Genomic DNA, 26,844 nt, shown 5'->3' on the forward strand with positions numbered 1-26,844 from the left:
GCCCCGCCTGCGTGGACTTACGCTCAGGGCGCGAAGGGCGCCGCTTCCATCACTTCCACGATCAGCGGGCGATCGCTCGGCGCGGTGCGCAGCAGCTCCTGCAGGTGGTCGTGGTCGCGGGCGCGCTCGGCGGCGCAGCCGAAGCCCCTGGCGATGGCGAGGAAGTCCGGGGTGTAGATGTCCACGCCCAGCGGGGTGATGTCGCGGCGTTCCATGTAGCGCTTGATCTCGCCGTAGCCGTGGTTGTTCCACAGCAGCACAACGATGCCCACCTTCGCTTCCACGGCGCTGGCCAGTTCGGTCATGGTGAACTGCAGGCCACCGTCGCCCATCAGGCTGATCACCGGGCGGCCCGGCTCGCCGAGCTTGGCGCCGATGGCGGCCGGCAGGCCGTAGCCCAGGGTGCCGTAGCCGGTGGAGGCGTTGAACCAGCGGCGGCCGCCGTCCAGTTCCACCAGGTGGTTGCCGCTGTAGACGGTCTGGGTCGAGTCGCCGACGAAGCGCGCGTCGGGCAGCACTTCGAGGATCTTGTCGAACAGGGTGCGGTAGTGTGCCCAGCCGCTGAAGTCCTCGGCCAGTTGCGCGCGCACCTTGGCCGCGCGCTGGGCGCCGGGGCTGGCGGTGTCGGCCTCGCGGGCCGGCAGCAGTTCCAGCAGGGCGCGCATGGCGGTGCGGGCGTCGGCCTGGATGGCGATCTGCGGCGCGAAATTGCGCATCAGCTGCTGTGGGTCGATGTCGATGCGGATCAGCTCGCCGCCGATCTTGAAGTTGCCGTCGAACACCACGTCGTAGTCGGTCTCGCCCAGCTCGGTGCCGATGGCCAGCACCACGTCGGCCTCCAGCGCCAGTTCACGGACCGGAATCAGCGACTGGTTGCTGCCGATCAGCAGCGGGTGGTCCGGCTGCAGCAGGCCCTTGGCGTTGATGGTCTGCGCTGTCGGCGCGTCCAGGGCTATAGCCAGCGCGCGGGCTTCGGCCTGGGCGGCGACGCAGCCGCCACCGAGCAGCAGCAGCGGCTTCTGCGCCTTGGCCAGTTTGGCGGCAGCTTCGTGCAGCGGCGAGCGTGCCGGAGCGGGGCGCGCCAGTTGCACACGCGGCAGCACCTGCATGTGGTCGGCCGGGGCGGTGATGATGTCCAGCGGCAGCTCGATGTGTACCGGGCGCGGGCGCTCGCTGTCGAATACGGCGAAGGCGCGGGCCAGCACGGCGGGCAGCTCGTCGACGCTCATCAGGGTGTGGCTGAAGGCGCTGACGCCGGCAACCATGGCGCGCTGGTTCGGCAGCTCGTGCAGGTAGCCGTTGCCGTGGGCCAGGCGCGAGCGCTCGTTGACGCTCGAGATCACCAGCATGGGGATGGAGTCGGCGTAGGCCTGGCCCATGGCGGTGAGGATGTTGGTCATGCCCGGGCCGGTGATGATGAAGCAGGTGCCCGGCTTGCCGGTGACGCGTGCGTAGCCGTCGGCCATGAAGCCGGCGCCCTGTTCGTGGCGCGGGGTGATGTGGCGGATGCCGCTATGGGGCAGGCCGCGGTACAGCTCGACGGTGTGGACGCCGGGGATACCGAAGACGGTATCGACGCCCCAGGCTTCGAGTTGCTTGACGAGGAATTCGCCGCAGGTGGTCATGGCAGTTCCTTACTATTCGTGGGTGAGGTCATCATGCAAAAGGGCGCGGAGATCAGCTCGCCGCGCCCTCTTGCCTAGCGCAAGTGCTTATCAGGCCGCGTCGGCTACCGGCGCCGGGCGCGGCGACAGCAGGCTGACGACGATGAAGCTGACCAGGCCGATGGCCAGGCTGTAGTAGATCGGGGTGTTGGCGTCGAGGCCATCCTTGAACATGAACACCAGGGCGGTGATGAAGCCCAGGGCCATGCTGGTGATGGCGCCGGCGGTGGTGGCGCGCTTCCAGTAGATCGCACCGATCAGCGGGATCAGCATGCCGCCCACCAGCAGGTTGTACGCCAGGGTCAGGGCGTTGAGCACGTCGTTCACCACCAGGGCGATGCCCAGTACCACGATACCGGTGAGCAGGGTGCAGATGCGGTTCAGGCTCAGGCGGGTGGAACGCTGGCCGGTGAAGATCGGCAGCAGGTCTTCGGTGATGGTGGTGGATGCGGCGAGCAGGCCGGCGCTGGCGGTGGACATCATCGCGGCCAGGGCTGCGGCGATCACCAGGCCGCGGATGCCGTCCGGCAGGGCGGCGCTGACGATGGCGGCGAAGGCGTTGTTGACGTTGTCCAGGTCAGGCAGCAGGACCTTGGCGCACATGCCGATCAGCGCGCCGACCAGGCCGTAGATCACGCAGTACACGCCAGCGGCGGTGCCGGCGTACTTGGTGACCTTGTCGTCGCGGGCGGTGAACACGCGCTGCCAGATGTCCTGGCCGATCAGGATGCCGAAGAAGTAGATCAGGAAGTAGGTGATGATCGTGTCGTAGCCGATGGTGTGGAAGCTGAAGGCGGTCGCCGGCAGCTTGGCCACCAGCTCGTCCCAACCGCCCACGCGGTACAGGCAGATCGGCAGCAGGATGAACATCAGGCCGACGGTCTTGATGATGAACTGCACGATGTCGGTGAGGGTCAGCGACCACATGCCGCCGATGGTGGAGTAGATCACCACGACGCCGCCGCCGAGCAGCACGGACACCCAGAACGGCAGGCCGAACAGGACCTGCATCACGGTGCCGATGGCCAGGGTGGAGACCACGCCGATCATCAGTGCGTAGGCGAACATGATCACCGCCGACGCCTGGCGAGCCATCGGGTTGTAGCGACGCTCCAGGACCTGGGTGACGGTGAAGATGCGCAGCTTGAGCAGCGGTTTGGCGAGGAACAGGTTCAGCGCGATGATGCCGGCGCCCAGGGCGGCGCACAGCCAGAAGCCGGAGATGCCATGGACGTAGCCCAGGCGCACGGTGCCCACGGTGGAGGCGCCGCCCAGTACGGTAGCGGCCATGGTGCCCATGTAGAACGCCGGGCCGAGGTTGCGGCCGGCCACGAGGTAGTCTTCGTGGGTCTTGGCGCGGCGCATGCCGTACCAGCCCAGCCACAACATGCCAGCGGCATATATCAGTACGACGATCAGATCTAACGCCATGGTCGGCTCCTCACACTTGCATTGTCATTGTTGCCGCGCGCTTGTGGCGTGCGGTAGGGCATCGGACCGGCGGCAACCGGTCCGATGGGGGCTTTCAGGTAGAGCGTTTCGCGTCAGGCCACGAAGCCTGGATCAGGCCGTCGGCTCGCTGATGCTGCGGACCGGGCGGTCATGGCTGCCGACCCAGCGCGGGCCCTTTGGGCCATAGACGCCAGCGGGTTCGGGGAAGGTGCGCAGCAGGGCGACGTAGAGCAGGGCGGCCATGCCGAGGGTCACCGGCAGGCTGATGTCGATACCGCCGGCCAGGTTGCCCAGCGGGCCGACGAACTGGCCCGGCAGGTTGACGAAGCACAGGCCCATGACCGCGCTCGGGATCCACGCACCCATGCCACGCCAGTTCCAGCCGTTGTGGAACCAGTAGGCGCCGCCTTCCTGGCCACGGGTGAACACCTGCAGGTCATCGGCGTGGTAGAAGCCACGGCGGATCACCAGGCCGAGGATCATGATCACCATCCAGGGGCTGGTGCAGGTGATGATCAGCACGGCGAAGGTGGACACGCTCTGCACCAGGTTCGCGGCGAAGCGACCGATGAAGATGAAGGCGATGGACAGCAGGCCGATCAGCAGAGTGGCCTGCACGCGGTTGAGCAGGCGCGGGAACACGCTGGACATGTCCAGGCCGGTGCCATACAGCGAGGTGGTGCCGGTGGACATGCCGCCGATCACCGCGATCAGGCACACCGGCAGGAAGAACCAGCTCGGCGAAACGGCCAGCAGGCCGCCGACGTAGTTGTTCTGCGCGATGTAGTCCGGCGCGTTGACCGCAACGATGGTGGCGGTGGCCAGGCCGAACAGGAACGGGATCAGGGTCGCCAGCTGGGCGCAGATCACCGCCAGCATGATGCGCTTCTGCGAGGTCTGGCGCGGGATGTAACGGGCCCAGTCACCGAGGAACGCGCCGAAGGATACCGGGTTGCTCATGGCCAGCAGGGCGGCGCCGATGAAGGCGGCCCAGAAACCTTCGCTGCCCATCTGCACGGTGCCGGCGTAGCCAGCGTCGAAGGGACCTGCGAAGGCGAACAGGCCGAGCAGGAACAGCAGGCTCGCGGCCCACACGGCGATCTTGTTGACCATCAGCATGAAGCGGAAGCCGTAGATGCAGACGATCAGCACCAGCACGGCGAACAGGCCGTAGGCCAGGCCCAGGGTCAGGTCGGTTTCCGGCAGGTCGAACAGGCGCTTGGCGCCGCCGATCAGCGCATCGCCCGAGCTCCATACGGAGAGGGAGAAGAAGGCCACGGCGGTGAGCAGCGACAGGAACGAGCCGACGATCCGCCCGTGTACGCCGAAGTGGGCGCCCGAGGAGACCGCGTTGTTGGTGCCGTTGAGCGGGCCGAACAGGCCCATGGGCGCGAGGATGATCGAACCGACCAGCACGCCGAGGACGATGGCCCAGACGCCGGCCTGGAACGACAGCCCGAAGAGCACCGGGAAGCTGCCGAGCACGGCGGTGGCGAAGGTGTTGGCGCCACCGAAGATCATGCGGAACAGGTCGGTGGGCGTGGCGTTGCGTTCGCTATCCGGGATCTGTTCGACCCCGAATGTCTCGATCGTTGTGATTGCGTGTGCTTTGTTCTTGTTATCCATGACTTCCTCCCGGGGAGCCCTGTCTTTATGGCGTCGGAGACGGTGACAGGTGCTCGTGTGTGGCCAGCCAGCGGCCCTGTTTCGGATCACGGCGGAAGACGATGGTCTCCCGTTCGTGGTTCAGGCTTTCCTCTCCCTGGATGCGCAGCCGCGTGGCGACGTCGTGGCAGAACACGGCCACGTCTTCGCCCTGCAGGCTCACAAAGGTGTTGCTCGAAAGGCAGTCAAGGACCTCGAAACCATCGTCACGCAGCCAGCTTTCCCACACCTCGCGGTAAGCCGCGCGCGAGAGCAGCGGCTGCGGCCAGGTGTGGAAGATGAAACTGGCGTCTTCGCTGAAGGCGGCGAAGTAGGCTTCGGTGTCGGTGCGCGCGAAGGCTGCCACGAGAACGCGGGCAGCCTCCAGCACCTGTGCTACGCAGGCGTCGTTATTCATGTGTGTGCTCGTGCGCTCAGCGGCGCTCTACGCCCGGGAGGATGCAGAGCATTTCGTACAGCAGATTGGCGCCGAGCAACGAGGTGTTGCCGGTGGTGTCGTAGGGCGGGGAGACCTCGACCAGGTCGCAGCCGATGATGTCCAGGCCCTGGCAGCCACGGACGATCTCGATCGCCTGGATGGTGGTCAGGCCGCCGATTTCCGGGGTGCCGGTACCGGGCGCCCAGGCCGGGTCGATGCCGTCGATGTCGAAGGACAGGTAGACCGGGCCGCCGCCGACTTTCTCGCGGACTTCGGCCATCAGCGGTTCCAGCGACTTGTGCCAGCACTCTTCGGCCTGCACCACGCGGAAGCCCTGCTTGCGGCTCCAGTTGAAGTCTTCGGCGGTGTAGCCCTGCGCACGCAGGCCGATCTGCACCACGCGGTCGCAGTCCAGCAGGCCTTCTTCCACCGCGCGGCGGAAGGTGGTGCCGTGGGCGATCTTCTCGCCGAACATGTGGTCGTTCACATCGGCGTGGGCGTCGATGTGAACCAGGCCGACCTTGCCGTGCTTCTTGTGGATGGCACGCAGGATCGGCAGGGTGATGGTGTGGTCGCCGCCCAGGGTCAGGGGCAGGATGCCGTGGTCGAGGATCTTGTCGTAGGACTCCTCGATGATGCGCACCGCTTCCATCAGGTTGAAGGTGTTGATCGCCACGTCACCGATGTCGGCGATGTTCAGCGAGTCGAACGGCGCGGCGCCGGTGGCCATGTTGTACGGACGGATCATCACCGACTCGGCGCGGATTTCGCGCGGCCCGAAACGAGTGCCGGAGCGCAGGGAGGTGCCGATGTCCAGGGGTACGCCGACGAAGGCGGCGTCAAGCTCGTTGAGCTCTTCGGGGGACTGGATATGCGGCAGGCGCATCATGGTGGCGATGCCGCCGAAACGCGGCATTTCGTTACCGCCCAGGGGCTGGTGAAGTTTCTTGTCCATGGGGAGGGCCTCAGGCTGATCGCTGTCTTCGTGGAAACAGGCTTGTTGAATACGTCAGGGCCGATTCTGGTCACGGGCGGTAGTAAAAAAAATCGCTGGCTACAAATAATCACTTCAGAGTTTTCTAAACTAATGGCGGTCGCTAGACTGCGCCACCTTGCCGCAGTAGACGGCCCGCCGGGCTTGTGGCCTGCGGTTCCTGAATAGATAGCTGGCTTGCTATCATCTGTTTTTCAGGTACAGAAAGTACTGAACTAGAGCGGCCCGGCCGCGGTTTTGCGGAGTCTTCATGAGCGCGAGCGCACTGCCCGACGTCAAACTGCTGCGGATTTTCGCCTGCGTGGTGCGCAGCCAGGGCTTCGCCGCCGCCCAGCAGGAGCTGAACCTGTCGACCTCGGCAATCAGCACCTACATGAGCCAGCTGGAGAACCAGCTGGGCATCGTGCTCTGCCACCGTGGCCGGGGCGGCTTCGGGCTGACCAGCAAGGGCGAGCTGTTCCACCAGGAAACCCTGCGCATCCTCGGCGAGCTGGAAGGCTTCGAGCGCTACGCGGCGACGCTCAAGGGCGAGCTGCGCGGCACCCTGAACCTCGGCGTGCTGGATTCCACCGTGAGCGACCCGGCGCTGCCGCTGGCCGATGTGATCGGCTCCTTCAGCAGCCTGCACCCGGCGGTGCACCTGCATCTGCAGGTACAGAGCCCGTACGAGCTGCAACTGGCGGTACTGGACAACCGTCTCGACCTGGCCATCGGCTCGTTCTTCAGCCGGATGAACGGCCTGGTCTACCAGCCTTTATATAGAGAGCAGCACTGGTTGTATTGCAGCGACCGCCACCCGCTGTTCGACGGTCGGCGCATCCCCGCCGAGCTGATCACCCAGCAGCGCATGGTCGGCCGTGGCTACTGGAGCCAGGCGGAGCTGGCGCGGCATGGCTTCAAGCACAGTGCCGGCACTGTGGAGAGTATGGAGGCGCAGCTGATCCTGATCCTCTCCGGCGGCTACATCGGCTACCTGCCCGAGCACTACGCACACCCTTGGGTGGAGCAGGGGCGCCTGCGCGCGCTGCTGCCGGCGACCTTTGGCTACCAGGCGCCGTTCTCGCTGATCCTGCGCCGTGGCCGCTCCCGCGAGCCACTGATCCAGAACTTCCGCGACCTGCTGCGCACCCAGCCGAGCCAGTCATGAGCCGCGCCCGCTGCCCGCGCTGCGAGCGCCCACTGAACCACTGCCTGTGCGCGCTGATCCCGCACCTGGACAACCGCACCCGCGTGCTGCTGCTGCAGCACCCGAGCGAGGTTGGGCATGCGTTGAACACCGCGCGCCTGGCGGCGCTTGGCCTGGCCAATGCAGAGCTGCGGGTCGGCGAGGATTTCAGTGGCCTCGACCTGTCCGCCTGGGATGCCTGGCTGCTGTTCCCCGGTGAGTCCGCCGTGGCGCTGGCCGAGTTGGCCGCGCAGCCTGTGGATAAACCACGCCTGCTGGTGGTGCCCGACGGCACCTGGCGCAAGGCGCGCAAGCTGCTGCACCTCAACCCGAATCTCGCGGCGCTGCCGAGAGTCGTGCTGCCGGAAGGGCTGACCTCGCGTTACCGCCTGCGCAAGGCGCCGGCCGAGGGTGCGCTGTCGACCATCGAGGCGGTAGTTCATGCACTCGATGCGCTGGATGCGCCGCAGTCCCACGCGGACCTGCTGCGTCCGTTCGATGCACTGATCGAAGGGCAGATCGCGGCGATGGGGGAGGAAACCTTCTTGCGCAACCACGGGCCGCGTAGCTCATAGCGGATGGCGGACCTTGTCCGCCATGCACGCGATCCGCTGGCCGGGCCGGTGGATGCCCTGCGGTCCGCGCGCGGAATCGATGGGTATCGCTGCGCTCCACACCATCCTACGTCGTGATTGTCCTGTGGATATCTACGCTTGCGGGGACAAGGTGCGGTAGCGCTCCACCAGCAGGGGAATGGCTCGCTCGCGCCAGAAGGCGCTGCTGATCATCCCGCTGGACATGCCGCCGTGCGCATGTCGCGGCAGGTGCACGTGGCTGGGATGATTCAGGCCGATGCCGGCCAGTTGCTCGAAAAGCCGCGTGAGCAGCTGCGTCAGCTCCGTCTCGCTGGCCGGCCAGGGCGTGGCGGCGAGGTGCTCGGCCATTTCCCGCCACAGGTACGGGTCGCCGCGCAGGCCCCACTGGATGGGCTCTTCGTGGAAGAGGTCGGCCACTGAGGTGAGACGGGACATGGGGGACTTCCTTGTGGAGTGTTGCTGGGGGCCGCGTGGGCGGGGAGTGCAGTGTCACCGCTCTCGAGGGAGTCTGGAAAGGTCGTCCGCGCATCGATTTCTGCCCGACGGGCATCCCCGTGCCAGCACCGCCGTTATACTGCGCCCCTCATTCCCCTTCGCGAGGTGTTCGTCCGATGCGCAATTGATGCCGCCGTGGTTTCACGGCCCGTTTCCTTCCCTGGCCCGTTCCCGGGGGATTTCCGGCATCAATCTGGTATTGCGCATGACGAGCCCGTTCACCCTGGCGCTGCAAGGCGTCTCTTTCCAATTGCCCAGCGGCGAGCCGCTGCTGAGCGACCTCAATGAAACCTTCGACGAGCGCCGCACCGCGCTGGTCGGGCGCAATGGCGTGGGCAAGTCCGTGCTGGCGCGGATCATGGCCGGCGAGCTGCCTGCCAGCGCTGGCCGCTGCCAGGCGTCCGGGCCGGTGCATTACCTGCCGCAGCGTATCGAGCCGCAGGCGTTCCGCAGCGTTGCCGAGCTGGCCGGTGTGCAACCCCTGCTGGATGCGCTGACGCGAGTCGAGGCCGGTGGAGTCGATCCCGCTGACTTCGAACGTCTCGACGGCCACTGGGATGTCCGCGCGCGCCTGGAGGCCGAGCTGGCTGCTGCCGGGCTCGCCCATCTGCTGCCGGACACGCCCGCCTCGCGTCTCAGCGGCGGCGAATGCACGCGGGTGGCGCTGCTTGGCGCGTGGCTCAGCGGGGCGGACTGGCTGCTCCTCGACGAGCCGAGCAATCACCTCGACCGCGCCGGCCGCGAGGCCCTGCGTGAGCAACTGCAACGCTGGCGCGGCGGCCTGATCCTGATCAGCCATGATCCTCTGCTGCTGGACGACATGCAGCGCATCGTCGAGTTGTCGCCCTCGGGCCTGCGCAGTTATTCCGGCGGCCATGCCTTCTACCGCGAGGTACGCCAGCAGGAGCAGGACAGCGCCCAGCGCGAGTTGCAGCGGCGCAAGCTGGAGCGCGATCGCCAGCACCACGCCATGCAGGAACAGCGCGAGCGCCAGGAACACCGGCAGGCGAAGGGGCGCAAGGAGGCGAAGCAAGCCAACCAGGCGAAGATCCTCGTCGACCGGCAGAAGGAGCGCAGCCAGACCAGCATTGCGCGTCTGGCCACACAACAGGAAGAGCGTCGGGAGCGGCTGGCGCGGGACGTTCACGAGGCTTTCGGGCAGTTGCGCGAAGACGCCATGGTGGTCCTGAACGCACCGGACTGCGAGCTGCCCGAGTCCCGTGGCGTGTTGCTGCTGGAGGCACTGCGCCTGCCGTTCGGCAATGCCGCGCCACTGGACTTGCAGTTGAGCGGCCCGCGCCGCGTAGCGGTCAGCGGGCGCAACGGCAGCGGCAAGTCGACCCTGCTCAAGGTGCTCGCGGGCGTGCTCGACCCTGCGGCGGGCTCGTGCGAAGTGAGGGTGCGCAGTGCCTATCTGGATCAGCATCTGGCCGCGCTCTCGCCCGAGCGCTCGGTACTGGACCTGCTGCAGGAGCGCAATCGCGTGGCGGACCCTTCGGTGTTGCGCACCCGGCTGGCGCAACTGGGATTGCCGGCGGCACGGGTCGAGCTGCCCAGTGGCCTGCTCAGCGGCGGTGAGCGGCTGAAGGCGGCGCTGGCCTGCGAGCTCTATGCCGAGCATCCGGCGCAGCTGCTGCTCCTGGATGAGCCGGACAACCACCTCGACCTGCCATCGCGCGAAGCGCTGGAAAACCTGCTGCGGCAATACCGCGGCGCGCTGCTGGTGGTGTCGCACGACGAGGCATTGCTTGCCCGGCTGGAGCTGGAGGCGCGCCTGGAATGTGCGGAGGACGGTTGGCGCTGGTTGGTCGGCTGAGGCTTTACCGGCCGGGAAGAGCTGGGTAGGATCGACCTCCCTCTCTTTCCGGCTGCCTCTGCCGTGTTCCGCCCAGGCGTTGATTCGCGAAGCGGGCATTCATGCTGCCGACGCTCCAACGGCCGTCACCTTGCGTGGCGCGCTATCCCTTTGTGATCTGCTGAATCAGGATGCATTCATGCTCATTCGCCAACGCATCGCTGCGGATAATCCGCGGCTGCTCGATATCTGGCTGGGCGCCGTGCGTGCGACCCACCACTTCCTCCAGGCGTCGGACATCGACGCACTGCTGCCCCAGGTCCGTGACCTCTACCTGCCCGCCGTCGAGGTCTGGGTGGCGGTGGACGACGATGACCGTCCGCTGGGTTTCATCGGGCTCAACGACAGCCATGTGGAAATGCTCTTCATCGACCCGGAACGACGTGGCCAGGGCATCGGCCGCGCACTGCTCGATTTCACCCGCGAGTTGCGCGGCACGCTGAGTGTCGATGTCAATGAACAGAATCCTCAGGCAGTCGGGTTCTACCTGCACTATGGCTTCGTCCAGACCGGGCGCTCGCCCCTTGATGGCGAAGGCCGGCCCTTCCCGTTGCTGCACATGAGCTTGCCTGCCGGGGCGTAAACGACCCGCTTTTGTAGGATGGCGTGGAGCGAAGCGATACCCATCACAAGGCTGTCAAGCAAAGCTGATGGGTATCGCAAGCTCCACCCATCCTACTGCCTGCTTACTGGCTGCCTGGAAAGAGCCTCGCAATGTCGCCGTACAGCCTCAGACGGTTGCGCGGCTTACGCCGTCTCGCCGCTGCCGAAGCGAATGCTCCGCGCGCCGAGCTTGAGCAGGCTGTCGGCGAACAGGTCGCTGGCGGTCTGGCGGCAATCCCAGGCGGCTTCCCAGTCTTCCTGGCGGCGCCAGTGCAGGCGGCCGACCAGGCGCTGCGGTTCGCCTTCGGCGTGCAGTTCGCTGGCGAGATAGCCGGGGCGCAGGTAGAACAGCTCCTGCAGGTGCGACAGGTAATCGCACAGGCGCGCGGCGATGTGCGGGCGTTGCTGGGGTGTTACGTCGATCTCGATCTGCAGGATGAAATGCGGATTGTCCACGCAGGCATGGGCGGTGATCGGGGCGGGTTGCGTCATGTTCCTGGGCTCCCTGGCTTGAACCGAATGCCTGGCGAGGGTAAAACCTCAACTTAAGTTGAGGTCAATAGCCCATGAAAAATACTTCTTCCTGCTCCAAGCACCGCGAGCTGAGTGTCGGCGAGCTGGCCAAACGCGCCGGCGTGGCCGTTTCCGCACTGCACTTCTACGAGGCCAGGGGCCTGATCAGCAGTTCGCGCAATGCCGGCAACCAGCGCCGCTATTCACGCGACACGCTGCGCCGGGTGGCGGTGATCAAGGTCGCGCAACGGGTGGGCATTCCCCTGGGGGAGATCGCCGAGGCGCTGGGTTCGCTACCGAGCGGGCACAACCCGACGGCGGCGGACTGGGCGCGATTGTCGGCACGCTGGCGGGATGACCTGAACGAGCGGATCGAGAAGTTGCTGCTGCTGCGCGATCAGCTCGATGGCTGCATCGGTTGCGGCTGCCTGTCGATGGAGGCCTGTCCGCTGCGCAATCCGGGGGACCGGTTGGCGGAGGAGGGGCCGGGGGCGCATTGGCAGGGGGAGCTGGAGTGAATGAGGGGGGGCTGAGAGCTGGGGAGAGGGTGGTAATCCTCAGCTCCGAAGCCCGCCGAAAAACTCACCGCTCCCGCAAAGCCTCCCAGCGCGCCTTGAGCACTGGCTTCAAGATGTAGTCCAGCACGCTCTTCTCGCCGGTGATGATATCCACCGTCGCCACCATGCCGGGAATGATCAGCAGGGGCTTGGCATCGGTGCCCAGGTGGTTCTTGTCGGTGCGCACCTGGATCATGTAGAAGCTGTTGCCCTTGTCGTCGGTGATGGTGTCGGCGCTGATCACTTCCAGCTTGGCCTTGAGTCCGCCGTAGATGGTGTAGTCGTAGGCGGTGAACTTCACCGTGGCCGGTTGGCCGGGATGGAGGAAGGCGATGTCCTGCGGGCGCACCCTCGCTTCCACCAGCAGGTTGTCCTCCAGCGGGACGATCTCCACCATGTCGTTGCCCGGCTGCACCACACCGCCGATGGTGTTGACCTTGAGCTGCTTGACGATGCCGCGCAGGGGGGCGACCACCAGGGTGCGGTTGACCTTGTCGTCGATGGCGCGGCTGGTAGCGGTCAGCTTGTTGAGGTCGGTGCGGACGTCGTTGAGCTCCTTCAGCGCGTCGCTGCGAAAGCCCAGTTTCGACTCTTCCACCTTGCGCTGGATCTCGTTCACCGCCGCCTCGGCGCGGGGGATGGCGAGGTTGGTAGCGTTCAGGTCGCCGCTGATTTCCACCGCACTGCGACGCAGGCGCAGCAGTTCCACCGGGGACACCGCGCCGGCCTTCACCAGTGGCTCGGACATGTTGATCTCCTGCTGCACCAGCCCGAGGCTCGAGCGGTACTGCTGGGTCTTGGCGCGGAATTCCTGCAGTTCCTGAGCCTTTTGCCGCAGCTGTTCCTGGAGGATGTTCAGCTCGCTGTTCTGCCGCTGCATGCGCGTCTGGTAAAGCGCCAGCTGGTCTTCCACCACTTGCGGCGCATCTTTCTTCAGAGCGTCGGTGAAGGCCGGTTCGCGCCCTTCGGCTTCCGCGCTCAGGCGTTCGACGCGGGCTTCGAGGGAGTTGCGGTCGGCCTCGGTCTCGCCCTTGTTGGAGGAGAAACGGGTGTCGTCCAGGCGCAGCAGCGGCTGGCCCTTGTTCACCACCTGCCCCTCGCGGACGAAGATTTCCGAGACGATGCCGCCCTCCAGGTTCTGGATGGTCTGCACCTTGGAGGAGGGGATGGCCTTGCCTTCGCCCTTGGTCACTTCCTCGATATCGGCGAAGTAGGCCCAGGTGATGGCTGCCACCAGCAGCCCGAGCGCCGCCCAGAGGGTGATGCGGGTGGCGTTGGGCGAGTCTTCCAGCAGGGTGCCCTGGACCTCGGGCATGAATTCGGTGTCGCGGGCGCCGTTGCCGCCCAGGTAACCGCGGATCGATTGCGAAAAGTGCATGGCCATTACCCCGCTGCCGGGCCGACGTGGCCCTTGCGCAATGCTTCGATGACCGCGTCTTTCGGGCCGTCGGCGACGATGCGGCCGCTGTCGAGCACCAGCAGGCGGTCGACCAGGCTGAGCATCGAGGTGCGGTGGGTGACCAGCAGCAGGGTCTTGTCGCGGCAGGCCTCGTGCAGGCGCTTGCGCAGGATTTCCTCGCTGCTGTTGTCCATGGCGCTGGTGGGTTCGTCGAGCAGCAGGATCGGCGGGTCGAGCAGCATCGCGCGGGCCATCAGCACGGCCTGGCGCTGGCCGCCGGAGAGCAGCTGGCCGCGCTCGCCCACCGGGCGGTCGAAGCCGGCCGGGTGTTGCCGGGCCAGTTCGCTGACGCCGGTCAGTTCGGCCACTTCGAGCATCCGCGCATCGCTGACGTAGCGCGCGCCGAGGGTCAGGTTGTCGCGCAGGCTGCCGGCCAGCAGCGGCAGGTCATGGGCCACGTAGCCGATCTGCTGGCGCAGGTCGGAGACATCGAGCTGGCGCAGGTCCAGGCCGTCGAGCAGGATCTGCCCTTCGTCCGGGTGATAGAAGCCCATCAGCAGACGGCCGAAGGTGCTCTTGCCCGAACCGCTCTTGCCGATGATGCCGATCTTCTCGCCGGGGGCCATGCGCAGGCTGACGTGGTTCAGCGCCGGGGTGGTCTGCTCCGGGTAGCTGAAGCTCAGCTGGCGGACTTCCAGCGCGCCGTGCAGCTGGGTGCGCTCCAGCGGACGCTGGCGGGCCTGACGCTCCTGCGGCAGCTCCATCAGCGCGTCGGTGCTCTTCATGGTCAGGCGCGCCTGCTGGTAGCGGGTGATCAGCCCGGCGATCTGTCCCAGCGGGGCGAGTACGCGGCTGTTGAGCATGTAGCTGGCGACCAGTGCGCCGACGCTGAGGTTGCCATCGAGGATGCTGTAGACCCCGGCGCAGATCATCGCAAGGCCGGCGAACTGCTGGAGGAACAGGGTGCCGTTGGTGGCCAGCGCGCTGAGGAAGCGCGCGTGATTGTCCAGCCGCGCCAGGGCGCCGTGGGTGGACTCCCAGCGGTACTGCCGCTCGCTTTCGGCGCCGCAGGCCTTGAGGGTTTCCAGGCCGCCGAGGGTCTCGATCAGCAGGGCCTGGCGTTCGGCGCCCAGGGTCAGGCTCTTCTGCACGGTATCGCGCAGGCGGCTCTGGATGATCAGGGCGAACACGATGGTGATCGGGAAGGCCAGCAGCGGCACGGCCACCAGCCAGCCGCCGAGCAGGCCGATGACCAGGATCATCAGGAGTGAGAAGGGCAGGTCGATCAGGCTGGTCAGGGTCAGCGCGGTGAGGAATTCGCGCAGGCCCTGGAAGTCATGGATGCTCTGCGCGAAGCCGCCGACGGTCTCGGGCTTGGCCTTGAGCGACATGCCGGTGATGCGTTCGAACAGGGTGGCGGAGAGGACCACGTCGGTCTTCTTGCCGGCCATGTCCAGCAGGTTGGAGCGCAGCACCCGCAGCAACAGTTCGAACAGCGTGCCGATCAGCAGGCCGGCGGCGAGCACCCAGAGGGTCGACAGTGCCTGATTGGGCACCACGCGGTCGTAGGTCTGCATGACGAACAGCGGCACCAGCATGCCCAGCAGGTTGATCAGCAGGCTGGCGACCAGGGCGTCCGTATAGAGCCAGCGCGACAGCCGCAGGGTGTCGCGGAACCAGGCTTCGACGCGCGGTACCAGCGGTTTGCGCGCCGCTTCCAGTTCGTGACGCGGGCGGGCGAAGAGGGCCTGGCCGCTGTACTGGGCGGCCAGCTCGTCGGCGCCGACGGCCTGTTCGCCGCCTTCGGTCTCACAGGGCAGGATCAGCGCCTGGCCGTCTTCGCGCCACTGACGCAGCACGGCGCTGCGGCCGTCGTTGAGCAGCAGCAGGACCGGCAGGTTCAGGTTGGAGATGCTGCGCAGTTCGCGGCGCAGCAAGCGGCCCTGCAGGCCGGCACGGGCTGCGGCCCGCGGCAGCAGGGCGGCGGAGAGCCGCTGGTCGCGCAGCGGCAGGCCGGCGGACAGGCTGTTGCGGCTCACTGCGCAGCCATGCAGGCGGCAGAGGATCAGCAGTCCGTCGAGCAGGGGATCGTCATGGCTCAGGCGCGGATCGCCCGGTGCGGGTGTGCCGCGCTCCTGGATGATCATGGTCACGCTACTTCCTCCCGGGCCGGGACGACCCGCGCCAGCGGCACCCGGCGAACACTTGCAGGTGTTCGCCGGGTGTGGCCGGTCGCCGGGTTTTCCGTGCCCCTTCGTATCGCTTCACGGCCGTCGCCCCGACGCCGGGCGGCGCGGGGCAGAGTGACGAGCGCGTGCGATTTTCTTATTTCAGATCAGGCAGGCGTGCCTCGTTCTTCACATCCGACAGGGCCACGGCCTCGTGCGGCGCGACGACATGCTGCGAGCGCAGCAGGGCGCCCATGCTGCCGAGCACGCGATACATCGAGTATTCCTCGGTGTAGCGGACCTCGGTGTAGCGGCGGTTGGCGGTGAACAGTTCGTTCTCGCTGTCCAGCAGGTCGAGCAGGGTGCGCTGGCCAAGGGTGAACTGCTGCTGGTACGCCTCGCGCACCTTGCGGGTGTAGTCGGCGTATTCGCGGGCGGGCTGGGTCTGCTTCTTGGAGTTCTCCATCGCGTCCCAGGCCAGCGAGAGGTTTTCGTTGAGCAGCCGCAGCGCGTTGTTGCGGATGTCCTGGGCCTCGTTGATCTGGTGCGAGGTGGCGTTCAGGTGGGCCTTGTCGCGCATCCCGTTGAACAGGTTGTAGCGCATCACCACCTGGGCTTCCCAGCTGTTGTAGTGGCCTTCGTCGCCGTCGACGTTGTTGTTGGCGGCCTTGGCCAGCTCGGCGTCGAAGCGCGGGTAGAAGGGCGCCTTGGCGGCCTCGTACTGGGCTTCGGCGGCGTTGACGTCGGCCTGGGCCGATTTCAGCAGCGGGTTTTCATTGAGCATGCCCTGGCGCGCGGCGAGCAGGTCCGCCGGGACTTCCGCCTTCACGGTGGAGGGGGCTTCGAGCTGGTCCGGCATGCGGCCGGTGGCGCTATAGAAGCTGGCCTCGGCATCGGCCAGGTTCACCTCTTCGGTGTAGAGGTTGTTCTGCGCCAGGGCCAGACGGGCGATGGCCTGGTCGTTGTCGGCGGTACTGCCGACACCACGCTCGCTGCGCAGGCGGATCTGGTCGCCGATGCGTTCGTGGGCCTGCAGGTTGTTCTTGGCCAGCGTCACCATCTCGCGGCGCTTGAGCACATCGAGGTAGACCTCGACGGTGCGCAGGGCGGCGGTTTCCGAGGTGCCGAGGATACGGAAGGCCTTGGCGTTGACGTTGGACTCGTTGCGCTTGACCTCGTTGGGGGTGCCGAAGCCGTCGAACAACATCTGCCGCAGACGGATTTCCGCATCGCCGCGGGTCAGGGTCTCGTCGTTGTGGTTACCCGCTGCGCGGGTGCTGGGGCTGTCGGTGTTCTCGCGGCCATAGCCCGCGACAAGATCGACGGTTGGCAGGTAGCCGCCCCTGGCGAATTTGAGCTCTTCATCCGCGGTGAGGCGGCTGTTTACGCTCTGGCTGATTTCCGGGTGGTATTGCAGCGTGCTTTGTATAGCTTCGGTCAGCGTCATGGCTTGCCCATGAGTCCCCGACACCGCCAAAAATACACCGCTCCATAGTGCCGCGTTACGACTGCGCATGGCTTTGCTCCTGGTGTTCTTGTACTTCGATGCTCTTTGGTCGCCAATTTATTGGCTTTTTTCTCTTATCAAGCGTTTCACGCCTGTAACATCAGAGCTAAGAACAACTTTTCGAAAACCTCAGAAGAATTTTTCACAAGGGTTATTCGGAAAAAATCTTATGAGTCATGTGAAAAACCGCACATTGTTTGAACGTGCAAGCCCTCGTGTTTCCTGGGTATGGGCTGGAGCAGGCGCTTGCAAAAGAAGCCAGGTACGGTTTGTAGCAGTTAGGGCGGGGACCACCGCAGAAGGACAAGAAAACGCGTGGCCAGCATGACAAAAAATTGTCGCTGGCTTTTTGATGCAAAAGCGCTAGCAGTCCTTTTCGCACCCTTCGCAACTTTCTTCGCAGCATCCGGATACAAGCGTGCCATGGCCTGTTTCGGTCAATCGTGCGTCGGTGGAACCGGCCACGGGATGTGCAGCGGAGGAAGGACTCATGGCTACTTTGATGGGTGTCGTCAGCAAGGTAATCGGCGAAGTGTTTGCGGTAGCCGCCGATGGATCGCGTCGTCCTTTGGAACAGGGAGACAAGGTTTTTGTCGGTGAGCAGCTGGTCACCGGCGCCAATGGCGCAGTTGCGCTGAAGGTCGCCGGCGGCGGCGAGATCACGTTGGGCCGCGACAGCGCCCTGCCGCTGACCTCGCAGATGCTCTCCGCCGCGCACCAGTCAGAGCAGGGTGACCAGGCGGTTGCCCAGCAGCAGCCGGCGACGCCGACCCAGCAGGACGTCACCGACGTCAAGGCCCTGCAGGCCGCAATCGCCGCGGGCGTGGACCCGACCCAGGCTGCCGAAGCCACCGCCGCCGGCCCGAGCGCCGCGGGCGCCGCCAACGGCAAACCCGGCGGCGGGCACTCCTTCGTGCTGCTGACCGAAGTGGGCGGGCATATCGACCCGACCATCGGCTTCCCGACCGGGCCCATCGGCTCCGGGCCCCTGCCCCTGCGTGAGTTCGACGGCACCCCGGATGTACGCCTCGAGGCCGAACCGCCCGTAATCCCGCCGGATGGCGTGCCGAGCGCCGGCCCCAGTGGCCCTGGTGGCGCCAATGTGTTCGAGGCCGGCCTGCCCGGCGGTATTCCCGATGGTGTGGGGGAGGGGGCGACCCACTCCGGCACCCTGGGCTACAGCTTCGGGCCAGATGGCGTTGGCAGCTTCTCCTGGGGCACCGCAGGGCTGCCCAGCCTGACCTCCGGTGGCGTCGCCATCACCTATAGCGTCAGCCCCGATGGTCATGTGCTTACCGGCAGCGCCAATGGCACGCCGGTCTTCACCGTGACCCTCACCGATATCAACACCGGTGCCTTCGAGGTCACCCTGCTGCAGCCGGTGGATCACCCGGTCAAGGGTTCCGAAGACACCCTGAACTTCGATATCCCCTACACCATCACCGACGGCAACGGCACCCCGGCCAACGGCACGCTGACCGTGGGCATCGTCGACGATGCGCCGCAGGCCAGCCTGTCCGCCGACATTGGCGTGGACGTCCTGCTGCAGACCCATGACGCCAACACCGCTGGCGCTGCCTTCGACACCTCCACCGCTGATTACAGCTCGGCCTTCCAGGTGACCGCCAACTACGGCGGCGACGGCGCCGGCACCACCCAGCTCAGCTACAACCTGAACCTGGTGAGCGGCAACGGCAGCGACTCGGGCCTGACCAGCGGCGGCGCGACCATCTACCTGTACAGCGTGGGCGGCGCCATCGTCGCTTCCACCTCCGCCAGCGCCGCTGGCATCACCGGCGAGAACACCATCTTCAGCCTGTCGGTGAACGGCGATACCGGTGTGGTCACCCTGACCCAGTTCAGCGCCGTGGACCACGGGCTGCCGGGCAGCGACGGCAACTACGCCAGCCAGAATTCCGTGCTCGATTCCGGCCTGGTGCAACTGCAGGGCAACCTGACGGTAACCGACCGTGATGGCGACAGCGTTTCCTCCAGTAGCTCGCTGGACCTCGGCGGTCGTGTCAGCTTCACCGACGACGGCCCGAGCATTGCCGTGGGCAACACCGAAGGCCTGCACCTGACGGTGGACGAGTCCGCCCTGGGGACCGACGCCACCAGCAGCGTGGCGGCAGGCGACCTGTTCAATGCGCAGTTCGGCGCGGACGGCGCCGGCTCGATCACCTACAAGGTCGAGACCCAGGACAACACCGACAGCGGCCTGAAAGACACCGCCACCGGCAGCCAGATCTTCCTGTTCAACACCGCCAGCGGCGTGGAAGGCCGCGTGGGCGGCGTGAACGGTGAAGTTGCGTTCCGTGTGACCCTCGGGCAGGACGGCAAGATCACCCTCGACCAGGTCCGTGCGCTGGTGCATCCGGACAACACCGACTCCAACGACCCGCTCAGCATCGGTGCCGGCAAGATCAGCCTGACCGCCACCGTGACCGACGCCGATGGCGACCATCAGAGCGCCGGGCTCGACCTGGGCAGCAAGCTGACCTTCCTCGACGACGGCCCGAGCATTTCCGTGGGTAGCACCGAAGGCCTGCACCTGACGGTGGACGAGTCCGACCTCGGTCAGAACGCCACCAGCACCGGTTCGGTGGCCGATCTGTTCAACGCCCAGTTCGGCGCGGACGGCGCCGGCTCGGTCACCTACAAGGTCGAGACCCAGGACAACACCGACAGCGGCCTGAAAGACACCGCCACTGGCAGCCAGATCTTCCTGTTCAACACCGCCACCGGTGTCGAAGGCCGCGTGGGTGGCGTGAATGGCGAAGTCGCCTTCCGCGTGACCCTCGGGCAGGACGGCAAGATCACCCTCGACCAGGTCCGTGCGCTGGTGCACCCGGACAACACCGACTCCAACGACCCGCTCAGCATCGGTGCCGGCAAGATCAGCCTGACCGCCACCGTGACCGACGCCGATGGCGACCATCAGAGCGCCGGGCTCGACCTGGGCAGCAAGCTGACCTTCCTCGACGACGGCCCGCGCATCGCGCCCATCGAAGGCGGTGACCTGCACCTGAGCGTGGACGAAACCACCCTGGGCCAACCGGCGACCAGCACCGGTTCGGTGGCCGAGCTGTTCAACGGCCAGTTCGGCGCCGATGGCGAAGGGTCGATCACCTACAAGATCGAAGCCGCCAACAACACTGACAGCGGCCTGACCGATACCGCCAGTGGCCAGCGGGTAATCCTCTTCAACACCGCCAATGGAGTGGAAGGGCGCCTGGAAACCAGCGGCGAAACCGCCTTCCGCGTGACCCTCGGCCCGGACGGCAAGATCACCCTGGAGCAACTGCGCGCGCTGGTGCATTCCGACACCAGTGATCCCAATGATTCGCTGAACCTGGCCGGCAAGATAGCCCTCAGCGCGATCATCACCGACAAGGACGGCGACAGCGCGACCACCTCGATCGACCTGGGCGGTAAGCTGACCTTCCTCGACGATGGTCCGAGCATCACGCCGAACACTGCTCATGACCTCCAGCTGAGCGTGGATGAATCCACCCTGAACCTGGATGCCACCAGCACCGCCAGTGTTTCCGACCTGTTCACCGCGCACTTCGGTGCCGATGGTCCGGGGCAGATCACCTACAAGATCGAGACCGAGGACAACACCGATAGCGGCCTGAAGGACACGGCCAGCGGTGACCAGATCTTCCTGTTCAACACCGCCAGCGGTGTAGAAGGCCGGGTCGGTGGCGAGAACGGCACGGTCGCCTTCCGCGTGACCCTGGGCTCGGACGGCAAGATCACCCTCGACCAGGTGCGCGCCGTCGTGCATCCGACTCCGGGTGACAACAACGAAGGGGTCAGCCTCGATGCGAACACCCTGACCCTGACCGCCACCATCACCGACAAGGACGGCGACAGCTCCTCGGCGAAAATCGACCTGGGCAGCAAGCTGACCTTCCTCGACGACGGTCCGAGCATCGCGCCGTGCGAGGACGTGGACATCAAGCTGACGGTGGATGAGACCCACCTGAACGTCGATGCCACCAGTTCCGCCACGGTGTCCGACCTGTTCACCGCGCACTTCGGCAACGACGGCGCGGGCGCGATCAGCTACAAGGTCGCGACCAACGACAACACCGACAGCGGCCTGAAGGACACGGCGACCGGCAGCAAGATATTCCTGTTCAACACCGCCAACGGTGTGGAAGGTCGCGTGGGTGGGGAAGACGGCAGCGTCGCCTTCCGCGTGACCCTGGGGCAGGACGGCAAGATCACCCTCGACCAGGTGCGCGCTGTCGTGCACCCGACTCCTGGCGACAATAACGAAGGCGTCAGCCTCGCCACGGGCAGCGTGACCCTCACCGCGACCATCACCGACAAGGACGGCGACAGCGCCCAGGCCCACATCGACCTGAGTGGCAAGCTGACCTTCCTCGACGATGGCCCGAGCATCGAGCCCTGCAACGATGCGGACATCAAGCTGACCGTGGACGAGACCCACCTCGGCGTGCCCGACACCAGCAGCGCTTCGGTGGCCGACCTGTTCACCACCCACTTCGGTGCCGATGGCGCCGGTACCATTACCTACAAGCTGGCCGGGGCCGACAATAGCGACAGCGGGTTCAAGGACACCGAGACCGGGCAGAAGGTCTATCTGTACAACACCGCCAACGGCATCGAAGGCCGCCTGCAGGGCACCGATACCGTGGCCTTCCGCGTATCCGTGGATGGCGACGGCAAGGTCACCCTGGAACAGCTGCGCGCGATGGTGCATCCGGATACCAGCGATGCCGATGATGCACTGAGCCTGAGCGGCCAGGTCACCCTCACCGCCACCATTACCGACAAGGATGGCGATAGCGCCAGCGCCCATATCGATCTGGGCAGCAGCCTGACCTTCCTCGACGACGGCCCCAGCATCGCTCCGTCGAGCATCTACGACATCAGCCTGGAAGTGGACGAGTCCAACCTCGACAACGACGCACGCGTCGAGTCCAGCCTGGTTTCGCTGCTGTTCGAGTCGCACTTCGGCGCCGACGGCGCTGGTGGCATCACCTACAAGGTCAGCACTGTGGATGGAACTGACAGTGGCCTGAAGACCACTCAGGGCGATGCCATTCTGCTTTACAACGTCAACGGCACCGTGGAAGGCCGCGTACAGGGCAGTGGTGCGGTCGCCTTCGTGGTCAGCGAGGACAACGGCGCGCTCATGCTCGATCAGCGCCTGGCGCTCAAGCACCCCGACACCAGCGACTCCGATGATCCGTTGCGCCTGGACAGCGGCAAGATCACCCTCACCGCCACGATCGTCGATGGCGACGGCGACAAGGCCTCGGCTCAGGTCGACCTGGGTAGCAAGATGGTGTTCTACGACGATGGCCCGCACATCGAACCGTGCACCGACGCGGATATCCGCCTGACGGTGGATGAGACGAAACTGGCGGTCGACGACAAGGCTTCGGCGAACGACGTCGCGGCGCTGTTCACCAGCCACTTCGGCAATGACGGTGCCGGCGCGATCACCTACAAGATCACCACCACCGACGGCACCGACAGCGGCCTGAAGGACACTGCTACCGGTAACAAGATCTTCCTCTTCAACACCGCCAACGGCGTCGAAGGCCGCGTGGACGGCAGCGGTCAGGTGGCGTTCAGCGTGACCGTCAACAACGGCGCAATCACCCTCGATCAGCAACGCGCGCTGGTGCATCCGGTGACCAGCGATGCCAATGATCCGCTGGGTATCGGTACCGGCAAGATCGCCCTCACCGCGACCATCACCGATGGCGACGGCGACCACGAGTCGGCCAGTGTGGACCTGGGCAGCAAGCTGACCTTCCTCGACGACGGCCCGCACATCGAGCCGTGCACCGACGCCGATATCCGCCTGGAAGTGGACGAGTCCAACCTCACCAGCGACGCGCGCGTCGAAGCGCCCCTGGTGGCCAACCTGTTCACCGCGGACTTCGGCGCTGACGGGGCCGGCTCGATCACCTATAAGGTAACCACCGTGGACGGTACCGACAGCGGCCTGCGCGAAACCGCCAGCGGCGCGCGCATCCTGCTGTTCAACGACGGCAATGGCGTGGTCGGCAAGGTCGAAGGCAGCGGCGCCATCGCCTTCGTGGTTCGTCCCGATGGGGGGGCGCTGACCCTCGATCAGCGCATGGCGTTCGTCCATCCTGACAGCAGCAACGACGATGAAACGCTGAGCATCGCCAGCGGCAAGATCAGCCTGACCGGCACCATCACCGACAAGGACGGTGACAGCCAGAGCGCCTCCATCGACCTGGGCAGCAAACTGGTATTCCACGACGATGCCCCGAGCATCAGCGCCAATGTCGGCAAAGCGCCGACGCTGACGGTGGATGAAACGGCGCTGGCCACCGACGTCACCGGCAACTTCAGCGGTGCCTTCACCTCCAGTACAGGCGCCGACGGCGGCAGCGTCAGCTACAAGCTCTCCGCCACCACCGGCACTGTCAGTGGGCTGCAGACCACCGGCGGGCAGAGCATCGTGCTGGTCAAAGTCAGCGACACCGTGGTCGAGGGGCGCGTGGGCAACAGTGGCGGCGCGGTCGCCTTCAGCCTGACTCTCGACAGCGCTACCGGCGAACTCAAGCTCGACCAGCAAATGGCGCTCAAGCATGCCGACACCACCAACCCCGATGACCCGGTGAGCCTGTCGGGCAACAAGATATCCCTGGTGGCGACCATCACCGATGGCGACGGCGACCATAAGTCCGCCAGCATCGACCTGGGCGGCAAGCTGGTGTTCAAGGACGACGGCCCCGCGCTCATCGCCGGTGGCAACGTGACCGGCCAGGTCATGGAAGATGCGCTGCCCGGCGGCAACCCCGATGGCGCCAGCGACACCACGACTGCCAAGGGCTCGCTCACCAGCCTGGTGAACTTCGGTGCGGACGGCCCCGGCGCCTTCTCGCTGACCGGCGACTACTCCTCGCTGACCTCGCAGCACCTGACCTCCGGCGGCGTGGCACTGGTCTACAGCGTGGTCGGCAACCTGCTGACCGCCATGGCCGGCGCCAAGACAATCTTCACCCTGTCGGTGGATACGGCGGGCAACTACGAGTTCAAGCTCGTCGGTCCGCTGGATCATCCGCTGCACAATGGCAGTGATGCGGAGCAGCTGGCGCTCAACCTCGGCGGCCTGATCAAGGCCACCGACGGTGACGGCGATCCGGTCAGCCTGGGCAGCGGTTCGCTGGTGATCAACGTGCAGGACGACCTGCCGGTGGTGCACAGCGAACCGCCGTGCCAGGACGTTTCCGAAACCCCCGGCTTCGTGCTCAACGGCACGCTCGATGTGAGCTTCGGCGGCGACGGCCGGGGTGCCTTCGACCTCAGCGGCAATACCGCGCCGGATGGGCTGACTTACGTGGTCACCCAACTGCCGGGTGGCGGCTCGCAACTGACGGCCTATGACGGCTCCAACGAGGCGTTCTTCGTTCTCAAGGTCAATGCCGACGGCACCTACAGCTTCGAAGTGCTCAACTCGCGGCCGATCTCGACCGTGGAATATGACCTGACCCAGGTCTCCGCTGGTGGCCCGCGGCCTTCCGTCACCCTGTCCGCCGATGGCCTTTCGGTGGTCTTCACCAGCCCCAACGGCAACGTGAACCCCTCCGACAACGGCATGGGTGTGGGCGGCAACAACCTCATCACCCCCGGCGAGAACCTCAACATCGCCTTCAGCGAGAAGATCTACGACGTCAGCTTCGACGTGCAGAAACTCTCCACCAGCGATGTGCTCAGCTGGAAGGTGCTTGGCGAAGGTGGTGTGGTGCTGGCGACCGGCACCTACTCGCCGCCGGCCGGCAATGGTGAGAACAGCTCGGTCTCCTTCAACCTGCTGACCGATGGCCACTTCACCAGCGGTTCGGCCTTCCAGCTGTCCGAAGGCGGCTTCAACTCGGTGGTGCTGAGCAGCAGCAGCGGCGACTATCGTCTGGTCACCGTGTCTGCCGGGCAGTCGGTCCTGCCGGAGAACCTGGACCTCAACTTCCACGTCGGCCTTACCGATGGCGACGGCGACAGCACCGGGTTGAACCTGTGCCTGGACCTGAGCTCCCCGCAGTCGGTCCTGGTGGTGGGCAGCAACAGCAGCGACCTCGACGGGTCCAGCACCCAGCACACCCTGCCCAACCCGCAGGATGTGGACAAGTCCGGGACCATCAGTGGCGGTGCTGGCAACGATGTGCTGGTGGGCGATCCGGGTGGGGTGTCGGTCTATACCCAGCCGGGCAAGAACTACAACATCTCGCTGATCGTCGACACCTCCGGCAGCATGAAGGACCCCTCCGGTACCGGCAGCCTGTCGCGCATGGACCTGGCGAAGAACGCGCTGGTGAACCTGGTCAACGCCATCAAGGGCCACGACGGGGTCATCAACGTCAGCCTGGTGTCGTTCGGCGACAGCGCCACCCGCGTCAGCTACAACGGCCTGACGGCGGCCAACGTGGCCTTGCTGATCTCCGCGATCAACGCGCTCAGCGCCAATGGTGCGACCAACTATGACGATGCCATGCAGAAGGCTTCGGCATGGTTCAACACCCAGGTCGGCACCAACCACGCCGATGCGGCCCACGGCTACGTCAACCTGGCGTTCTTCCTCACCGACGGCAACCCGACCGTCTACAACGGCAACTCCGGCAGTGGGAACAGCACCAGCTACAACGACATGAACGTCGCGATCACCTCGGGCAACGACATGCTGCACCATGCCGGCACCCTCGTCGGCGACAACTCGGTGGCGGTCAATGCCATCGGTATCGGCAACGGCATCAACAGCGACTACCTGCGCTACTTCGACAACACCAACACCACCGGCACCGTGGTGACCAATGTCGACGGCACCAACCTCTCCAACACGGTCGGCCAGCCGCAGATCATCAACACCGCCGAGCAGTTGCAGGCGGCGCTGCAGGAAGGCTTCAGCACCAGCACACCGGTGAGCGTGGGCAACGACCACCTGGTCGGCGGCGCGGGTAATGACATCCTGTTCGGCGATGTCATCAACACCGACCAGCTGGCCTGGGCCGGGCATGCCGCCGGCACGCACAACGGCCAGGGCTTCCAGGGACTGGTGGACTACCTGACCGCCACCAATGGCACCGCGCCGACGGCGGCCACGATCAGCAACTACATCATCCAGCACGCGGATCAGCTCAACGTCGCCGGTGACATGCGCGGTGGCGACGACACCCTCGAAGGCGGCGCCGGCAATGACCTGATGTTCGGCCAGGGCGGCAACGACAAGCTGATCGGCGGGCCCGGCGACGACATCATGTACGGCGGCACCGGCGCGGATGAGTTCATCTGGAAGTCCGGCGATACCGGCCACGATGTGATCAAGGACTTCAACATCGCCGAGCACGACGTGCTGAACTTCGCCGACCTGCTGCAAGGGGAGGCCGCCACGGCTTCGTCGCTGGCGCATTACCTGACCTTCTCGGTCAACGCCGGCACCACCACCATTGGCGTCAGCCCGATCAGCAATGGCACCGTCACCCAGACCGTCGACCTGGCCAACGTCGACCTCGCCGCCAAGTACGCGGGCCATGCCGGCAACGGCGTGCTCTCGGCGGGGGATACCCAGACCGTGCTCAACGGCCTGCTGGGCGATCACGCGATCAAGACCGACACCGTCTGACCCTGTGTGAAACCCCTCGAAACCGCCGCCTCCGGGCGGCGGTTTGTTTTCCACCCCGCTCAACGAGGGTGGGGGCAGGCTTATACGCCTGGTGAATGATCGTCGCCCTGTGTCCTCACTGGCGCCTATGCTCGGGGCCACACCATCCTCCCCAACGAA

The 26,844-nt window shown here is 65.9% G+C and carries 17 protein-coding genes; 7 read left to right on the forward strand and 10 right to left on the reverse strand.

Translation table 11 applies throughout. The annotated features are described in order from the left end of the window. Nucleotides 1-23: 23 nt before the first annotated feature. The 5 genes from IB273_RS12060 to speB form a co-directional block, all read right to left on the reverse strand. The gene (locus IB273_RS12060) at nucleotides 24-1,625 is read right to left on the reverse strand and encodes a 5-guanidino-2-oxopentanoate decarboxylase (protein ID WP_192224154.1); all 1,602 of its coding nucleotides are present in this window, start codon (nucleotides 1,623-1,625) and stop codon (nucleotides 24-26) included. A 90-nt stretch (nucleotides 1,626-1,715) separates the two neighbouring features. Next, complete coding sequence (locus IB273_RS12065) at nucleotides 1,716-3,095, reverse strand: sodium:solute symporter (RefSeq protein ID WP_081520334.1); 1,380 nt, start codon at nucleotides 3,093-3,095, stop codon at nucleotides 1,716-1,718. A gap of 132 nt (nucleotides 3,096-3,227) precedes the next feature. Next, nucleotides 3,228-4,742, reverse strand: a complete 1,515-nt coding sequence (locus tag IB273_RS12070; protein ID WP_081520335.1) for a purine-cytosine permease family protein — start codon at nucleotides 4,740-4,742, stop codon at nucleotides 3,228-3,230. Nucleotides 4,743-4,767: 25 nt separating this feature from the next. Next, nucleotides 4,768-5,178 carry a YybH family protein gene (locus IB273_RS12075; protein WP_192224155.1) on the reverse strand — a complete coding sequence of 137 codons (411 nt, stop codon included), beginning with the start codon at nucleotides 5,176-5,178 and terminating at the stop codon, nucleotides 4,768-4,770. A 16-nt stretch (nucleotides 5,179-5,194) separates the two neighbouring features. Further along, entirely contained in the window at nucleotides 5,195-6,154 is a 960-nt protein-coding gene (speB, locus tag IB273_RS12080) for an agmatinase (RefSeq protein WP_081520337.1), read from the reverse strand. 289 nt (nucleotides 6,155-6,443) lie between these two features. Between speB and IB273_RS12085 the strand changes: the two genes are divergently transcribed. Continuing rightward, the gene (locus IB273_RS12085) at nucleotides 6,444-7,340 is read left to right on the forward strand and encodes a LysR family transcriptional regulator (RefSeq protein WP_024765259.1); all 897 of its coding nucleotides are present in this window, start codon (nucleotides 6,444-6,446) and stop codon (nucleotides 7,338-7,340) included. Beyond that, on the forward strand, nucleotides 7,337-7,933 hold the full coding sequence (locus IB273_RS12090; protein ID WP_081520338.1) for a tRNA-uridine aminocarboxypropyltransferase: 597 nt from the start codon (nucleotides 7,337-7,339) through the stop codon (nucleotides 7,931-7,933). Before IB273_RS12085 ends, IB273_RS12090 begins: the two co-directional genes overlap by 4 nt. A 132-nt stretch (nucleotides 7,934-8,065) precedes the next feature. On the opposite strand, the gene IB273_RS12095 is transcribed toward IB273_RS12090, so the two are convergent. Continuing rightward, entirely contained in the window at nucleotides 8,066-8,389 is a 324-nt protein-coding gene (locus tag IB273_RS12095; protein ID WP_192224156.1) for a hypothetical protein, read from the reverse strand. 265 nt (nucleotides 8,390-8,654) lie between these two features. On the opposite strand from IB273_RS12095, the gene IB273_RS12100 reads away from it, so the two are divergent. After that, entirely contained in the window at nucleotides 8,655-10,265 is a 1,611-nt protein-coding gene (locus IB273_RS12100) for an ATP-binding cassette domain-containing protein (RefSeq protein WP_192209738.1), read from the forward strand. Between the two features lie 178 nt (nucleotides 10,266-10,443). Continuing rightward, nucleotides 10,444-10,887 (forward strand): acetyltransferase, encoded by a 444-nt coding sequence (locus IB273_RS12105; protein ID WP_081520341.1) that lies wholly within the window; start codon nucleotides 10,444-10,446, stop codon nucleotides 10,885-10,887. 164 nt (nucleotides 10,888-11,051) lie between these two features. Here the strand turns inward: IB273_RS12105 and IB273_RS12110 are convergent, their stop codons facing one another. Then, entirely contained in the window at nucleotides 11,052-11,399 is a 348-nt protein-coding gene (locus tag IB273_RS12110; RefSeq protein ID WP_081520342.1) for an antibiotic biosynthesis monooxygenase, read from the reverse strand. A gap of 74 nt (nucleotides 11,400-11,473) precedes the next feature. On the opposite strand from IB273_RS12110, the gene soxR reads away from it, so the two are divergent. Beyond that, the gene (gene soxR, locus IB273_RS12115; RefSeq protein WP_081520343.1) at nucleotides 11,474-11,938 is read left to right on the forward strand and encodes a redox-sensitive transcriptional activator SoxR; all 465 of its coding nucleotides are present in this window, start codon (nucleotides 11,474-11,476) and stop codon (nucleotides 11,936-11,938) included. 64 nt (nucleotides 11,939-12,002) lie between these two features. Here the strand turns inward: soxR and IB273_RS12120 are convergent, their stop codons facing one another. The 3 genes from IB273_RS12120 to IB273_RS12130 all read right to left on the reverse strand — a co-directional run bounded on the left by IB273_RS12120 (nucleotide 12,003) and on the right by IB273_RS12130 (nucleotide 16,991). Beyond that, nucleotides 12,003-13,355 (reverse strand): HlyD family type I secretion periplasmic adaptor subunit, encoded by a 1,353-nt coding sequence (locus IB273_RS12120; RefSeq protein ID WP_081519489.1) that lies wholly within the window; start codon nucleotides 13,353-13,355, stop codon nucleotides 12,003-12,005. Between the two features lie 5 nt (nucleotides 13,356-13,360). Further along, nucleotides 13,361-15,523, reverse strand: coding sequence for a type I secretion system permease/ATPase (locus IB273_RS12125; RefSeq protein ID WP_081519193.1), 2,163 nt, complete (start codon nucleotides 15,521-15,523; stop codon nucleotides 13,361-13,363). Between the two features lie 178 nt (nucleotides 15,524-15,701). Then, a complete protein-coding gene (locus tag IB273_RS12130) occupies nucleotides 15,702-16,991 on the reverse strand; it encodes a TolC family outer membrane protein (protein WP_405307457.1) in 1,290 nt (429 codons plus the stop codon). A 67-nt stretch (nucleotides 16,992-17,058) separates the two neighbouring features. Between IB273_RS12130 and IB273_RS12135 the strand changes: the two genes are divergently transcribed. Then, nucleotides 17,059-17,379 (forward strand): hypothetical protein, encoded by a 321-nt coding sequence (locus tag IB273_RS12135; protein ID WP_139791612.1) that lies wholly within the window; start codon nucleotides 17,059-17,061, stop codon nucleotides 17,377-17,379. Nucleotides 17,380-17,541: 162 nt separating this feature from the next. Next, the gene (locus tag IB273_RS12140) at nucleotides 17,542-26,685 is read left to right on the forward strand and encodes a retention module-containing protein (protein ID WP_192224158.1); all 9,144 of its coding nucleotides are present in this window, start codon (nucleotides 17,542-17,544) and stop codon (nucleotides 26,683-26,685) included. Nucleotides 26,686-26,844: the final 159 nt, after the last annotated feature.

It is taken from the genome of Pseudomonas sp. PDM19, from assembly GCF_014852215.1.
Taxonomy (GTDB): domain Bacteria; phylum Pseudomonadota; class Gammaproteobacteria; order Pseudomonadales; family Pseudomonadaceae; genus Pseudomonas.

Bases quoted from the DNA above. Each gene is read 5' to 3' on its own strand.
- IB273_RS12065 (WP_081520334.1), bottom strand. From the start codon at position 3,095: ATGGCGTTAGATCTGATCGTCGTACTGATATATGCCGCTGGCATGTTG.
- IB273_RS12110 (WP_081520342.1), bottom strand. From the start codon at position 11,399: ATGACGCAACCCGCCCCGATCACCGCCCATGCCTGCGTGGACAATCCG.
- IB273_RS12095 (WP_192224156.1), bottom strand. From the start codon at position 8,389: ATGTCCCGTCTCACCTCAGTGGCCGACCTCTTCCACGAAGAGCCCATC.
- IB273_RS12085 (WP_024765259.1), top strand. From the start codon at position 6,444: ATGAGCGCGAGCGCACTGCCCGACGTCAAACTGCTGCGGATTTTCGCC.
- IB273_RS12060 (WP_192224154.1), bottom strand. From the start codon at position 1,625: ATGACCACCTGCGGCGAATTCCTCGTCAAGCAACTCGAAGCCTGGGGC.
- IB273_RS12090 (WP_081520338.1), top strand. From the start codon at position 7,337: ATGAGCCGCGCCCGCTGCCCGCGCTGCGAGCGCCCACTGAACCACTGC.
- IB273_RS12120 (WP_081519489.1), bottom strand. From the start codon at position 13,355: ATGCACTTTTCGCAATCGATCCGCGGTTACCTGGGCGGCAACGGCGCC.
- IB273_RS12105 (WP_081520341.1), top strand. From the start codon at position 10,444: ATGCTCATTCGCCAACGCATCGCTGCGGATAATCCGCGGCTGCTCGAT.
- IB273_RS12130 (WP_405307457.1), bottom strand. From the start codon at position 16,991: ATGACGCTGACCGAAGCTATACAAAGCACGCTGCAATACCACCCGGAA.
- IB273_RS12140 (WP_192224158.1), top strand. From the start codon at position 17,542: ATGGCTACTTTGATGGGTGTCGTCAGCAAGGTAATCGGCGAAGTGTTT.
- IB273_RS12135 (WP_139791612.1), top strand. From the start codon at position 17,059: ATGGCTTTGCTCCTGGTGTTCTTGTACTTCGATGCTCTTTGGTCGCCA.
- IB273_RS12100 (WP_192209738.1), top strand. From the start codon at position 8,655: ATGACGAGCCCGTTCACCCTGGCGCTGCAAGGCGTCTCTTTCCAATTG.
- speB (WP_081520337.1), bottom strand. From the start codon at position 6,154: ATGGACAAGAAACTTCACCAGCCCCTGGGCGGTAACGAAATGCCGCGT.
- IB273_RS12075 (WP_192224155.1), bottom strand. From the start codon at position 5,178: ATGAATAACGACGCCTGCGTAGCACAGGTGCTGGAGGCTGCCCGCGTT.
- soxR (WP_081520343.1), top strand. From the start codon at position 11,474: ATGAAAAATACTTCTTCCTGCTCCAAGCACCGCGAGCTGAGTGTCGGC.
- IB273_RS12070 (WP_081520335.1), bottom strand. From the start codon at position 4,742: ATGGATAACAAGAACAAAGCACACGCAATCACAACGATCGAGACATTC.
- IB273_RS12125 (WP_081519193.1), bottom strand. From the start codon at position 15,523: ATGATCATCCAGGAGCGCGGCACACCCGCACCGGGCGATCCGCGCCTG.